General features: G+C 46.3%; 17 protein-coding genes. 7 read left to right on the forward strand and 10 right to left on the reverse strand.

The window, feature by feature from the left end; genetic code table 11:
- The first annotated feature begins 32 nt into the window (after window positions 1-32).
- The 7 genes from F0L74_RS13190 to F0L74_RS13220 all read left to right on the forward strand — a co-directional run bounded on the left by F0L74_RS13190 (window position 33) and on the right by F0L74_RS13220 (window position 6,821).
- Window positions 33-1,274: a sigma-54 interaction domain-containing protein gene (locus tag F0L74_RS13190; RefSeq protein WP_149838318.1), complete on the forward strand. Its 1,242-nt coding sequence runs from the start codon at window positions 33-35 to the stop codon at window positions 1,272-1,274.
- 49 nt (window positions 1,275-1,323) lie between these two features.
- Window positions 1,324-1,839: an LPS assembly lipoprotein LptE gene (gene lptE / locus F0L74_RS13195; RefSeq protein ID WP_149838319.1), complete on the forward strand. Its 516-nt coding sequence runs from the start codon at window positions 1,324-1,326 to the stop codon at window positions 1,837-1,839.
- Between the two features lie 37 nt (window positions 1,840-1,876).
- Window positions 1,877-3,136: a DUF8458 domain-containing protein gene (locus tag F0L74_RS13200; protein ID WP_149838320.1), complete on the forward strand. Its 1,260-nt coding sequence runs from the start codon at window positions 1,877-1,879 to the stop codon at window positions 3,134-3,136.
- A gap of 20 nt (window positions 3,137-3,156) precedes the next feature.
- Window positions 3,157-3,495, forward strand: a complete 339-nt coding sequence (gene secG, locus F0L74_RS13205) for a preprotein translocase subunit SecG (protein WP_149838321.1) — start codon at window positions 3,157-3,159, stop codon at window positions 3,493-3,495.
- Between the two features lie 235 nt (window positions 3,496-3,730).
- A complete protein-coding gene (gene mltG, locus F0L74_RS13210) occupies window positions 3,731-4,789 on the forward strand; it encodes an endolytic transglycosylase MltG (protein ID WP_149838322.1) in 1,059 nt (352 codons plus the stop codon).
- Between the two features lie 228 nt (window positions 4,790-5,017).
- Entirely contained in the window at window positions 5,018-5,953 is a 936-nt protein-coding gene (locus F0L74_RS13215; protein WP_188315987.1) for a YihY/virulence factor BrkB family protein, read from the forward strand.
- A 265-nt stretch (window positions 5,954-6,218) separates the two neighbouring features.
- Window positions 6,219-6,821 carry a redoxin domain-containing protein gene (locus F0L74_RS13220; protein WP_149838324.1) on the forward strand — a complete coding sequence of 201 codons (603 nt, stop codon included), beginning with the start codon at window positions 6,219-6,221 and terminating at the stop codon, window positions 6,819-6,821.
- 150 nt (window positions 6,822-6,971) lie between these two features.
- Here the strand turns inward: F0L74_RS13220 and F0L74_RS13225 are convergent, their stop codons facing one another.
- The 10 genes from F0L74_RS13225 to F0L74_RS13270 all read right to left on the reverse strand — a co-directional run bounded on the left by F0L74_RS13225 (window position 6,972) and on the right by F0L74_RS13270 (window position 13,414).
- Window positions 6,972-9,491: a M14 metallopeptidase family protein gene (locus tag F0L74_RS13225; RefSeq protein WP_149838325.1), complete on the reverse strand. Its 2,520-nt coding sequence runs from the start codon at window positions 9,489-9,491 to the stop codon at window positions 6,972-6,974.
- Window positions 9,485-9,733 (reverse strand): hypothetical protein, encoded by a 249-nt coding sequence (locus F0L74_RS13230; protein ID WP_149838326.1) that lies wholly within the window; start codon window positions 9,731-9,733, stop codon window positions 9,485-9,487. The genes F0L74_RS13225 and F0L74_RS13230 overlap by 7 nt, the downstream gene beginning before the upstream one ends.
- Window positions 9,734-9,842: 109 nt before the next feature.
- A complete protein-coding gene (locus tag F0L74_RS13235) occupies window positions 9,843-10,223 on the reverse strand; it encodes a hypothetical protein (RefSeq protein ID WP_149838327.1) in 381 nt (126 codons plus the stop codon).
- A 76-nt stretch (window positions 10,224-10,299) separates the two neighbouring features.
- The gene (locus tag F0L74_RS13240) at window positions 10,300-10,779 is read right to left on the reverse strand and encodes a hypothetical protein (protein WP_149838328.1); all 480 of its coding nucleotides are present in this window, start codon (window positions 10,777-10,779) and stop codon (window positions 10,300-10,302) included.
- Window positions 10,780-10,822: 43 nt separating this feature from the next.
- Window positions 10,823-11,464, reverse strand: coding sequence for a hypothetical protein (locus F0L74_RS13245; protein WP_149838329.1), 642 nt, complete (start codon window positions 11,462-11,464; stop codon window positions 10,823-10,825).
- A 73-nt stretch (window positions 11,465-11,537) separates the two neighbouring features.
- Window positions 11,538-12,038, reverse strand: coding sequence for a hypothetical protein (locus F0L74_RS13250; RefSeq protein ID WP_149838330.1), 501 nt, complete (start codon window positions 12,036-12,038; stop codon window positions 11,538-11,540).
- Window positions 12,039-12,081: 43 nt separating this feature from the next.
- A complete protein-coding gene (locus tag F0L74_RS13255; RefSeq protein WP_149838331.1) occupies window positions 12,082-12,264 on the reverse strand; it encodes a hypothetical protein in 183 nt (60 codons plus the stop codon).
- The gene (locus F0L74_RS13260) at window positions 12,233-12,409 is read right to left on the reverse strand and encodes a hypothetical protein (RefSeq protein ID WP_188315988.1); all 177 of its coding nucleotides are present in this window, start codon (window positions 12,407-12,409) and stop codon (window positions 12,233-12,235) included. Before F0L74_RS13260 ends, F0L74_RS13255 begins: the two co-directional genes overlap by 32 nt.
- A 430-nt stretch (window positions 12,410-12,839) precedes the next feature.
- Window positions 12,840-13,226: a hypothetical protein gene (locus tag F0L74_RS13265; RefSeq protein ID WP_149838333.1), complete on the reverse strand. Its 387-nt coding sequence runs from the start codon at window positions 13,224-13,226 to the stop codon at window positions 12,840-12,842.
- On the reverse strand, window positions 13,223-13,414 hold the full coding sequence (locus tag F0L74_RS13270) for a hypothetical protein (protein ID WP_149838334.1): 192 nt from the start codon (window positions 13,412-13,414) through the stop codon (window positions 13,223-13,225). Before F0L74_RS13270 ends, F0L74_RS13265 begins: the two co-directional genes overlap by 4 nt.
- Window positions 13,415-13,417 lie beyond the last annotated feature (3 nt).

The raw sequence follows: 13,417 nt of genomic DNA on the forward strand, positions 1-13,417 counted from the left end.
ATATTTAAAACATTAAGCCGGAGGCAGCTGATATGGAAATACAGTCGATTAAGAACAGATTTGGCATTATCGGAAACTCACCTGCATTGAACTATGCCCTGCAGGTGGCGGCACAGGTAGCCAACACAGACCTGACGGTAATGATCTTCGGAGAAAGCGGTGTAGGTAAGGAAGTATTTTCCACCATCATCCATGCGTTAAGCGCCCGTAAACACAACCCTTTTATTGCAGTGAACTGCGGCGCGATCCCCGAGGGTACTATTGATTCAGAATTATTTGGCCATGAAAAAGGCTCGTTTACCGGCGCGGTAGATAGCCGTAAAGGCTATTTTGAGACCGTGAACGGTGGCACCATCTTCCTGGACGAAATTGGGGAAATGCCCCTGGGCACGCAGGCGCGCCTGCTGCGCGTACTGGAGACCGGGGAGTTTATCCGCGTGGGCTCCTCCAAGGTACAGAAAACGGATGTACGCGTAATAGGCGCTACCAACCGTGACCTGCTGGAACAGACCCAGCATGGTAAATTCCGTGAGGACCTTTACTACCGTCTTAACACGGTGCCCATCCGGGTACCATCCCTGAAAGACCGGAAAGAGGATATCCCTATGCTGTTCCGCAAGTTCTCTGTGGATTTTTCAGAACGTTACAAAACGCCTTCTATACAGTTGGAGGACGATGCACGTAATATGTTGGTTAACTATCCCTGGCCGGGTAATGTGCGCGAGCTGAAGAATATGGCGGAGCAGATCTCTGTGCTGGCCCAGGATAAACTGGTAACGGCCCAGGAGCTGCAACGTTTCCTGCCATCGATCCCGCAAACCTCCCGCCTGCCTATGCTGGCGGCGCCTCAACAGGGCACGGGTGATTTTGCCAGCGAAAGGGACATCCTCTACAAGCTGTTCTTTGATATGAAAAAAGACGTAACAGAGTTGAAGAAGATGTTCTTTGACATTCTGCAGAATCCGAGCCTCGCCCATGCGGCCCCCTATCACCAGGAAAGTAACCACGAACCGGTGCTGCATGGTTATTCCGGCGGAGAAACGGCCAATGTGCTGCCTCCCCCCTCTCAGCATCAGCATATCATCCTGCAGGATCATAAGATAGATCATCACGAAGAAGTGGAGGAAACGCTGTCTATTGCCGATAAGGAAAAAGAACTGATCGTAAAAGCGCTGAAAAAACATAAAGGAAAAAGAAAAGACGCCGCCCTTGACCTGGGGATCTCAGAAAGGACCTTATACCGCAAATTGAAGGAGTATAACATTGGCGATTAATTTACCTTTGTAGCCACCATTAATTTATTCATTACTCATTTTACGCATAATGCTCAGACTACTGAAAGGAACTGTGGCGGCCGTATTGCTGTTATCGCTGGCCGGCTGTTCCATTAAATACTCCACTACGGGCGCCAGTATTGACCAGGGCGCCAAGACGGTGAATGTGCGTTTTGTGGAGAACCGGGCGCCTATCACCAACCCTACCCTAAGCCAGAAGGTAACGGAGAAGATCCGTTTGAAGATACAGTCACAAACCAAACTTACCCAGGTGAATGAAGAGGGCGCGGACTATGAGTTCCGGGCTACCATCACCGGTTATAATTTCTCCAACGCCGCGGTGACCAATGTGGACCAGGCGGCTACTTCCCGTTTGACGGTGACCATTAATGTAGTGTTCATTAAGCGGGTAGGCGACAAAAAGGGCTGGACCCAACCCTTTTCCCAGTCTGCCGACTTTGCTGCCAACCAGCTGCCTAGCCAGGTGGAGAACCGTTTGTTAGATGAGACGATCATCCCACAGATCACGGACGCTATATTTAACCGGGCTTTTGCAAACTGGTGACAAACAGATATTTATTTTTTTCATACTTTAGCAGCTTATGACCGCAAACAGGATCATTCAGCATATATTTCAGCAACCTGCCCTGCCGCAGGTAACCGAAGCTGCATTGGAAGAACTGGTATCAGACTACCCGTATTTTACGGCAGCCCGGCTGCTGCTGGCGCAGAAGAATTATGACCGGTTCCCGAACCTGTATGCGCCTGCTATAAAGAAAGCGCAGTTATACAGTAGCAATCAGCATTATTTTTACCAGTTTGTCACCGGCGACCTGGAAAAAAGGACGGCGGCGCCTGTTGCTGCGGCTGGAAATCAGCCTTTTACCGTACCTTCATATAGCGAACCGGAGGCAACAGCACCTACGGCGGCCACTTCAGGTAACTGGTGGGACCAACCGGTGGAGGAAGCAGCACCGGAAGTGAAAGAACCAGAGGTGTCCGCATCCAGTACCAATGGAAACTGGTGGGAGCAGCCAACGCAGGAACCAGAGCTGGAAACCAGCACGCCCACGGCGGCTACTACAGGCAACTGGTGGGACCAGCCGGCGCAAGAGCCGGAACCGGAAGTCAGCAAACCGGCGGCAACAACTTCAGGCAATTGGTGGGAGCAACCTACCCAGGAGCCTGAACCAGCGGAGAAAGCTCCGGAAGCGCCCCCATCCACCACTGGTGGCAACTGGTGGGAGCAACCGGCGCCCGTTGATAATGAAACAGTTACAACAACAGCTATAACGAACGACACATTGAATGTTCCTCCCGCTGCAACAACTACCGTAGCCGGAGAGACTGCCGCCTCCAGATCAGAGCAGGCAGAAGAGCCTATCAGGATATTCCCCCTTGAAATACCGGAAGAAGAAACCACGCTCACCTTCCAGCCATTGTACTCGGACGACTATTTCGCGTACAAGCGGTTGAAAGAGCCAGAGCAAGCGGATGAACTAAATGAAAAAGGGATGGCAGAAATGAGAAGCTTTACGGACTGGCTGCGGGAAATGAAAACAGGGTTTGCGCAGAAAGCCAACCGGGACTGGTATCACCAGCAGCTGCAGCGTATCTACGAGGATGAGGCGCCTGAGGTGTCTGAAGCCGTGGAAAAGGCAGCTATGGAGTCCATTACACTTAATGATGATATCGTATCTGAGACACTGGCAGAGATCTGGGCACGGCAGCGCCAGTACCAGACCGCCATCCAGATATATCAAAAATTAAGTTTGCTTAATCCCAACAAAAGCGCTTATTTTGCGCAAAAGATCCAGGAACTGCAGGCGCATGCGGTGCAGTCCGAAACTGGTAAAATTTAACAGGAAATACTTATATACTTATGTTATTACTCTTTGGTATTGTGATCATTCTGGCCTGTGTACTGCTTGGTTTCTTCGTGCTGATACAGAATCCTAAAGGTGGCGGCCTGTCCGGCACTTTCGGTGGTTTCGGCAACCAGGTAATGGGTGTTCGTCAGACCACCGACGTACTGGAAAAAGGCACCTGGGTATTGGCTGCCATCATAGCAGTGCTTTGTCTTACTTCTTCTTTCTTTGTAGACAAGAACGCAGCTACCGGCAACCAGACCAAAACCATCATGGAACAGAATGCCAGCAGGCCTTTACCGGCTCCGGCCACGCCGCTGCCTGGTACTCAGCCGGCCCCCACTAAAAAATAAACGCCGTTTATAAACTATTTTCAGCACCTCGCCGTTAAAAGCGAGGTTTTTTTATGTGAACGAACCTATGAAAACCGGTTGTTAACTATTAGCTTTCAGCTGTAAAGACCACAGCGGGTTAAGCATCAACCATTGCACCCAGTGTCTGGGACAGCAATGCTGCGGCATTGACCTCTTTGTTATCACGGTCTGCAGGCTATAGATCAAACAACTGCCAACTATTGCAATCTGAATTATGGCAAAGAAAAAAAGCAAATCCAAGCAATCAAACAAAGGAAGATGGATCAGGCGTGTATTGGTGCTCATTTGTGCGCTGATAGCGGGCGTAGCGGTATACGTTGGCTATCGTGTATTTGGGCCTAATACCAAGGCATTCAGCGACAAGAAGTACTTTTATGTGCGTACAGGCAGCACCTACCGCGATGTGCTGGAGGCGCTGGATGAGCAGGAGATCGTACGCAGCCGGACCAGTTTTGACTGGGTGGCACGGCAGCTGGACTACCCTTCCCGGGTGAAAGCAGGCCGCTACCAGATAAAACCGGGCATGAGCAATTTTGAGATAGCAAGGCTGTTGCGCTCTGGCAAGCAAGCCCCCGTAACGATCGTGATCACCAAGCTACGCACCAGGGAAGACCTGGTAAGGAAACTTTCCACCAACCTGGAGGCTGATTCCAACACCCTGCGGGCACTGACGGAAGACCAGGTATACCTGCGCCAGTTTGGGCTGGACTCCAACACGTTTATGTGCGCAGTGGTGCCCAATACTTACGAGTATTATTGGAATACCTCTGCAGAAGCGGCTTTTACCAAACTGGAAAAGGCAAAAGAGGAATTCTGGACAGAAGCGCGCAAGGATAAAGCCCGTCATCTGGGGTTGACCATTAACCAGCTTATCACGCTCGCCGCCATTGTAGAGGAAGAAACCAATAAAAACGACGAAAAACCCCTGATAGCCAGCGTATACCTTAACCGTTTCCGGAAAGGCATGCCGCTGCAGGCAGATCCCACGGTGAAGTTTGCCTTACAGAATTTTGCTTTGAAAAGGATCCGCCAGGGGCATCTGGAATTTGACTCTCCGTATAATACTTACCGTTATAGCGGCCTCCCTCCAGGGCCTATCTGCACCCCCTCTATCAAAACGCTGGATGCAGTGTTAAATACACCGGAGACTGACTACCTGTATTTTTGCGCGAAATGGGATTTTTCCGGTTATCATGCCTTTGCCGCTACTTACCAGGAGCATTTGGAGAATGCGCATAAGTACCAGGCGGAGTTGAATAAGAGAGGATTATAACGAATGTGCTGATATGCCAATATGCTAATGGATTATAGGAAGATCAGCGATACTAATATCTGGTATTAATAACTGGCGGTTAGCTGTTTGTGATTGCAGGGGATCATTGGTCTTATTGCAGATACAAAAAGCTAACCGCTATCGTTCTCTGCTATGGTTAAAAATTCCTAATTTTAGGCGTCGTTTTTCACTTTTATGCTCAATCCTAAGGAACTGTTACACCGCACAATGATTGTCCGCACGCTGATAGCTATCAGCAAAAGACTGGTGCTGCCAGGCTTTGAAGGACTACCCCTGTATGATGTACTGAAGTTTTTCCTGAAAGAGACCAAAAGTAAAAGCCTGGGCGACCGGGCGGCGGCTATTTCCTTTAACTTCCTGCTGGCTATTCCGCCATTTTTCATCTTCATTTTTACATTAGTGCCGTTTATACCCATGCGGCATATAGAACCAGCGTTGTACCGGCTGGTGGAAGATGTGACGCCTAACTACAACACCTATATGATCATACGGAACATGATACATGATTTCCTGTATACAAACCGTACAGGGTTATTATCTATCGCTTTCCTGACAGGCTTTTTTTATTCTTCCAATGGTCTGATGGGCATCATGCGTTCCTTTAACAAAACGCAGCCCGGCTTTAAACAGCGTAAATGGTGGCAAACCAGGCTGCTGGCCCTTCAGCTGACTGCTGTACTGGTACTGCTGCTATTACTGACCCTTATCCTTATTGTAGCACAGGGTACCGTTCAACGTTATCTCTTTAACCTGCTGAATATCCACAACCATTTTATACGTTCCAGCATAGATGCGGTACGCTGGCTGTTGATCGTGCTGTTGTTCTTTTCCATGCTGGCCGTGATCTATCGCTTTGCGCCGGCTACTACCAAGAGATGGAAGTTTATAAACGCCGGTTCCACATTTGCCACTGTGTTAATGATCCTGCTTACGCTGGGGTTCTCCTTTTTTGTGAACAACTTTGCGAACTACAACAAGATCTATGGCTCCATAGGTACGATCCTTATACTGATGTTGTTCCTTTATTTCAATTCTTTTATACTGCTGATAGGTTTTGAGCTGAATGCCAGTATCCGTACGCTCAAGGAAATAGCGGCGGAGCGGCTGGTGGAGCATCCGGTGGAAGTGAGAGGGCTGTCGTAATTGATGTGCTAATGTGCTGATGTGGGTTAGGGCCCGTAAACCATCATATGATCGTCGCATTTTTATACCGGAGCCCAACTATTCAGACCGGGTAATGTATTGATGAATAAGCTTTTATTTCGGGAATCTTGTCAACCCATAGAAACGGCGCAGTGTGTGCAGACAGCGTTCATAAATAAATTATCATCATTCGACATATTAACATTATCTTTATTTTAAATATTTTTGCCATATACCTATAGACTGGGCGCCCAAAACCTGCAACATGAAAAGCAGCTGTATTTTTTTAATCTGTGTTCTATTTATCCTTACAGCCTTCCGGCCGGTGGAAGCCGGTCTTGAAATAGGCGCACCTATCCCTAAATCAGAAGTAAAGCTCCATGATATCAGCGGCCGGGAAATTACGTTGAATGCTGCCCGTGGCAGCAATGGGTTATTGGTAATGTTTTCCGGTAACCGTTGTCCATATGTAGTACGTAATCAGGGCAGGACCACTAACATATGCGCCTATGCGCTGAAACACCAGGTGGGCGTGATCCTGATCAACTCTAATATAGCATTGCAAGGCGGTGAAGAATCCCTGGAAAATATGCAGGCTTATGCCGCACAGCAGCAATATACCTGGTTCTATGTAGTGGATAAGAAAGCGGAAATAGCGGACGCCTTTGACGCGGGGCATACGCCGGAATGTTTCCTGTTTGACAAGAACGGTCGGCTTTCTTATAAAGGCGCAATCGATGATAACCCGGGTAATGCGGAGGCGGTCAAAGTGCAGCATCTTCTTAATGCGCTCAATGATATGCTGGCAGGTAAGCCTGTAAAGGTAAGCACCAGCAGCACGATGGGATGTAATATAAAGCGGTTTTGAGAACAGCTGTTAGCCGTTGACGATATCGATCACAACACATGCACCCTGATTGATCCAATAAATATAAAGCCCGCCGGTTTAAACACTGGCGGGCTAAATTTTTTGTCAAGGTTATTGTTATTACTTGCGGGGATATTTACTGTTGTAATCCTACTGCACCAGGAATACCGCATTGCTGAACAGCAATTTCCCATTTTCCCAGAAGCTGCGGAAGAGCGGGTCATCTGCCAACATAATGAGCTTTCCATCTCCTATCTCCTTTACGCCAAACAAGAGGCCATCTTTCAGGCGGGCGCGGGTATCTACGCCTACAAAGCCGCTCAGGTAGTTGTCTTTTTTTAGTACCCCTACATTCCAGCCATCATCGGTAAGGAACTCATAGATATTATCGTCTTGTTTAAGGGTGTAGTAAGTATCCGGATAACCTAAAGCAAGGGGATGCGTATTGTCCAGCTGCACCCTGTATATAGCGCCGGGGATCTGTTGCCGGGCACTTTCGCGCTCGCGGTTACCGTATGGTTTGATAACAGCGTATGGGTCTTTTTTGGTGGCGCTGTCGCTATCTTTTCCCTTTTTGAGATGAATACCCCAGTCGCCATCAGCCAGGCCGGCAAGGGCGCCTTCGAGGGCAATGAGCCTGCCGCCGCCTTTTACCCATTCCCGGAGGCGGGCTACCGTATTTTTATCTTCCAGGAAATCGTAATCGCCATCCGGTAAGATAAGCACATTGATGCTGTTCCAGTCTATGCGGCGGAGATTGCGCACATTTACCAGCGTAAGGGGATAATCGATCTGCTGCTCAAAGAAGTGCCATATTTCCCCGGCATTCAGGGAAGATACACCCTCTCCTACCAGCATAGCTACGTGTAAAGGCTGTATGTAGCGCACTTTATCGGAGCCAAAATCTGTTCCTTTGTCAACAAAGCCGGTGGTCACCGCATCGAGCTGCATCTTTGCCTCGTTCGCGGCGTTCGTGATAATACCGTCAAAACGGGCGCCCAGATCCGTGTTACCGGAACGGGGTATGATGAGCGTACCAGCCGGGAAAGTACGGCCGGCGGTGGTGAACGGCGCCTCTGCGTAACGCACCTTCACATGCTGGCGTAGTAATGCCGTAAGCAGGCGTACATCCTTTACACTGTTCCAGCGGGCCAGGTAAGCATAAGGTTTAGTAGCTGCCAGGGCCGTGTTATTATTGGCCGGCAGGGAGTCTGTTGCGGGGCTTAGTTGCTGCCGCACAGCATACGCCGGCAGGCCATATGCATAGGGTACCGCCCAGGCAGTAATATCGTAAGTAACGGAATCTGTTAACCGGGACTGTGGCTCGAACAGCACTTGCAATAAGTTAGAACGTGGCTGAAAAGCGCTGATAACCATATCTTCCCGGCTGATGTCGAAGCTCTCCGTTTTGCCATTGAAATAATTGAGGCCATTGGCTTTGGATACATTGGCGCCGTAGCCAAAGCTGATATTATTGCGACGCAGCAGCGTAGCCAGGCTGGCCAGCTTTTCGGTATTACCAGCGGCCTTTATTACATATGCTTTATAGGGGCCATCCGGCGCGGTAACGGCATCACGGAAATATTTACCAAATTCCTCCATGATCTTTTGCGCTTGTCCGGAAGCCATTTCCAGGGTAGACAGGCCGGTGGTAACATGGTGCGCAATACGGTCCGTGAGGGTGAGGGTATCGTTATCTTCTTTGAGCACGGCCACGCCACCGCGGCCCCCTCCACCCTGCTCGTAGGTCATGCCAATGGCGCCGTTGTAGGTGGGATAGGTATCCCCGTAGCTGGGATAAAACAGGTCAAAACGTTCTTTGGTAAAGTACAGCCAGCCCTGCTCATCAAAATACTTTGCATTGTTTTTCCCGATGAGGGTTTGCATCTCGCGCTGCCAGGGTTTGATCACATCATGGAAAGGCTCTGCGGCAGGGGCAAAATAATAAGGCTCATCGATGCCTTGTTCATGAAAGTCTACGTGTACCTCGGGCATCCATTGGTTATATACGGCTACCCGCTGCTGGGACTCTTTTTGTGTTTGCCAGGCCCAGTCGCGGTTAAGGTCAAAGAAATAGTGGTTAGCGCGCCCACCTGGCCAGGGCTCATTGTGCTCCCAGGCATACCGCAAAGGATCCGGCGGTATGCTCTGTACCTGGTTGTAGAAGCTCACATAACGCTCCCGCCCGTCGGGGTTCAGGCAAGGGTCGATGACAACGACTATATTCTTTAACCATTGCTGCGTTTGCGTATTATTTTTGTCTGCCAGGAGGTACAGGGTGCGCATGGAGGCTTCTGTGGATACGGCTTCGTTTCCGTGGACGTTGTAGCTGAGCCATACGATTACGGGATTATTCTGGCTGCCGGTGGATTTACCGGTAGTTAAGGCGAGGTTCTGCTGCCGGATGGCATCTAACTTAGGGAAGTTCTCCGGGGAAGCAATGACAGCCATCATGAGTGGGCGGCCTTCATAGGTGGTCCCGTATTGCTGGAGCTGCATATTGGGCGTAACCGCGGCCACGGCCTTAAAGTATTCCAGTACCTTGTAATGGGGAGTGAAGCGCGTTCCCAGGCGGTAGCCCAGGAATTGGTCTGGTGTGGGCAGGGAATGGGCGGTGGCGCTTAAAACCCCGGTGATTAAGGTGATTGCAAGGAATAAGTGTCTTAACATACAGGCGAGTGGTTCAGTGTTCTAAGATAAGGATTAGGTGGCAATCGTTCAATAAATAACGGGAGTCCCATAGGCGTTGCTACCGCAACGGTAAAATACGTCAGGTTATCCCATCCATCACCCGGATCATCACTTGAAAAATTATAGTAGATCTCTAGTGTATAAAAAAAGTCCTTCTCATCATCCTTATTTTCTATTTCTACATGTTCCCAATTAAAATCATGTACATGTATTTGCAACATATTTCCCCAATTTCTAATAATAGAATAAATCAATCCGATTGAAGATAAAGCCGTGCAGGCATTATATAAATTACTCTAATTGTATGCTTAAACTAAATAAAGGCATTCTCTATTTAGCTTCTATTTTTCCAATAAATTCTTCGCGTAACGCTTGTTCATTAAATATCAGCTCAACTGTAAAATCTTTCTCTCTTATATAATTAACAAAATCCTTATCAAGTTTATAATTAGGGCATTCCTTCAGATAGTATTGGTAGTAGGAAGGCCATATCCATATACCATCTGATAAGTAGGCATGTGGTGCAATATGCTCTTTTGTTTGTAAATCCACAAAATGCCCCATCCATCCTAATACCAGCTTACCCTTTTCCAAATAAGAGACAATGTTATTTATTAGTTCTACAGCAGCATTATTTTCGGCTAGCTGATTATCAAATGGTGTTGCCCAAGGATAATTATCTAACTCTTTAATAAAGCCTACAAATCTCATTTTATATTTTTATTACTGTGTTATAAAGCATTCCCCAAGCTCCCTGCAGATCGACAGCTTCTTTAACCAGGCATTTTCAGTAAAGCCCGGGCGGCAATTGACCACATTGCCTACGTATAATTTTGAGATAACTCGAATCGTAAGTAAGCACTACCTCGCTATCCAAATTTGGAGATAAATCCACCAACTCTCCAGTTTGCAGATCCAGGTTTAATATTCCAATTAACGCACTATCATGGTCATCAGCGTTATAAATCCGGATGCCTAGTGCTGAGTCACCAGGTTCACTAACATGTATTCTATAGTCTGACAGGTGCAAGCCGGAATCCGGTTGGTAACTGCTTGTTTGAAACATCAAGTTTAGCGCCTGATCGCACTCCATAGCACTGTTAGCTCCTGATTGCTCTTTTGTGGTATCAGCCTCCCTGGTAATTGAATCAATCTGGCCAGTTGCAATAATTATGCTATCGCCCGCTATAGCAGCTTTTTTACCCTCGGCCGTCTCATTACACGCCCAAACACTAAGGCAAAAAAACAAAAACCAATATCTATTCATTTGAAACTTATTAGACATCCGTTAACGCAATGGCACTGCATGATCATGAATTATCATAACCAATCCTAAACTCTACTAGTATACCGTTATTAAATGTATAAACCGCCAAATAGGTTTCATACTCATTATGAAACGTGTACTCTTTCACTCCCCCCTTTTTACTGACCTCCCACTTTTTACCGCTATATATGTTTATAAAATCTGCTTCAGACATCCCCAATCTGATCCCATTTTCCGTTTTAAACTCCTTGACGTCTAAAAATGATGAGGAATCACGTTTATTAAATGATGAACTATATTTGACATTATATACATCATACTCGTATTTCCTACCTCCATATGCGCGATAGAGGATCAATGCTTGAGATTTATCCCCGTTATAAACAGTCGCGCACTCACATTCACCGGGAATATCTACCGGATCAATGGGACCAATTTCCTTTAAAACCGACTTAGGATCGGACAGAAAAATCCCATTTACTGAGGAATCCAGCAATCCTAACGTATCCCTTTCCTCTTCGAAAGTATATTTAGGGACAGGTATTGAATCCTGTACTTGCTTTTTTTCTTCAGGCAATGTATCGGCTGGCTTAGTAGAAACTGTATTTTTAGCCGTCTCCTTGGGATCTACCTGAACACATCCGATTAACCATAACGTTACAATTAAACATGCTTTATATCTCATATTAATAAACTAAAATCCCTTTTTTTTTCACCTTGGCGTCCGCACCCAGGACTCGTGCTGCAAAGCCAATACCTTATTCTACAAATAATCCTAAGTCCTCTATTTGTCTTTTTAATTGTTCATTACCCAATATATCCAACCCATTACTATACATGTAATAATCATAACCAAATCGTATCGCACAATTATCGTCCCAAAACAACTCACACCATGCATATTCCCGTAAAATTAAGGTCATCAACGGAGGCAACTTGTCTACATCCAGTATCATCCCGTCGTGTAACTCCTTATACAGAGAAAGATAGTCGACAGGCACCTCTCCCTCACTATAAGGTTTTTCTACATTATTAGTGCATACACGACTACATCCCACCTCCCGAAGGAGCAACAATGCTGCCGCAATATATTGCGACTCCACTTTTAGATATGTATCTTCCGTCAACACTCCATCCTTGAACGTCTTTCCTATGTCATGAAAAGATGTCCAATCATTTTCCAAAAACGCCCCATTCGCCGATCTTAAACGGGGATCATACTTGGTAATACGCCGTGCTGCAAGTCTCCAATTATCCATAAACTAACAGGTATATATTTGCCGCTATTTATCCGACCTTAAATCAAACTAAGAAATCGTAAACAATACCTTTTGCCTTCTTTAATATTTCCCTATCAAGTTTCCATAGGTATAAATTTTCAGCAACCCTTTTAATATTGCCAAGAAAATTATTTGATATGACATCTTTCAGCGAAACACCTTCTATTTCCTTTTTAAGTTGGGTCAAATGAATTAAATTTTCCATATACCCCCCGGATATATCCAATATTTATTTTTTCACTGTTAGCACTCCAGTTTTTCATTCCCTTTTCCGACTCATCAAAGAGCTTGCTAACATCTTTAGAATGTGTCCAATCAGCTATAGCAAAAGAAAATATCCATTGGTCCATTTTAACCGGATAACTAAATCCATACTTGATATCAAAAAACGGGAGGACTTCTTTTATAAATAACGTGAGATCAAACATTCCATCAGTCTCCCCGTTAAGACAAACCGTCAAGGTTACATGACGAGAAATCTCAAATTCAACAGCAACTTTACGATCAGCTGACCGTATATCTTCATCATCTAAACTAAAATTACAATTTCGTCTACCCTTACCTGACGAAGCTTCTTTTCGATAGCATCAACTGATCCATATTTCTCTTCACAATGCTCGTCATAAAACCCTGCTTGTTTAAAACTCACATTCAGATCTTCAAAAAAATTCTTGATGATTTTGAATAAATCATAAGTTAGGGACCGTTCAAAATTATAGGTATAAAACACGTAACATTTCGCCATATTTTCTTCTCTTTTTTGTAAAATCACCGTACCATTTAGAAGGTAATATACATGATCTTGTTAGTCTTAATGGCTATCCCTAACAATCTAAGCATATCCTGCAATATCTCTTTCTCCCTACCACTGCTGATCGTTTCCACATAACTGCTCAACCGTTCAAAAACCCTCAACTTCTCCTCTGGTGAAACAATCCAGTCATCTTCTCCGGGGCCCAACATACCGTCAATCTCTTCATTAATGATATCCAGCGAAGCACCCGCATTTAAGATATAAACATCCTTTTGACTTAACAGCAACACGTTGGGATGTGAGCGATTCTCGTTCATCCAATTTATTGCTTTCTCATAAAAGTTTTCCTGCTCCTCATCAAAATTCGCGGGAGCAACAAAAACGGGATACATATGTTCGTTGATTGTATTCATACCACATCAGACCAAATAATACCCACTATAATAGCGGCTACCATCATCAAAAAGCCAACTACGCCATTAATAAAACCATCTTCCAATACATCGCGGAACCGCCGCCTGCATCCCGTACATAACCAGCGAACGGATGCGCCTACGAATTTGACTGCCGAGGCCAGGATCTCTTCAACAATGAAGTGCATAAG

The organism is Chitinophaga agrisoli, from assembly GCF_008386695.1.
GTDB classification, from domain to species: domain Bacteria; phylum Bacteroidota; class Bacteroidia; order Chitinophagales; family Chitinophagaceae; genus Chitinophaga; species Chitinophaga agrisoli.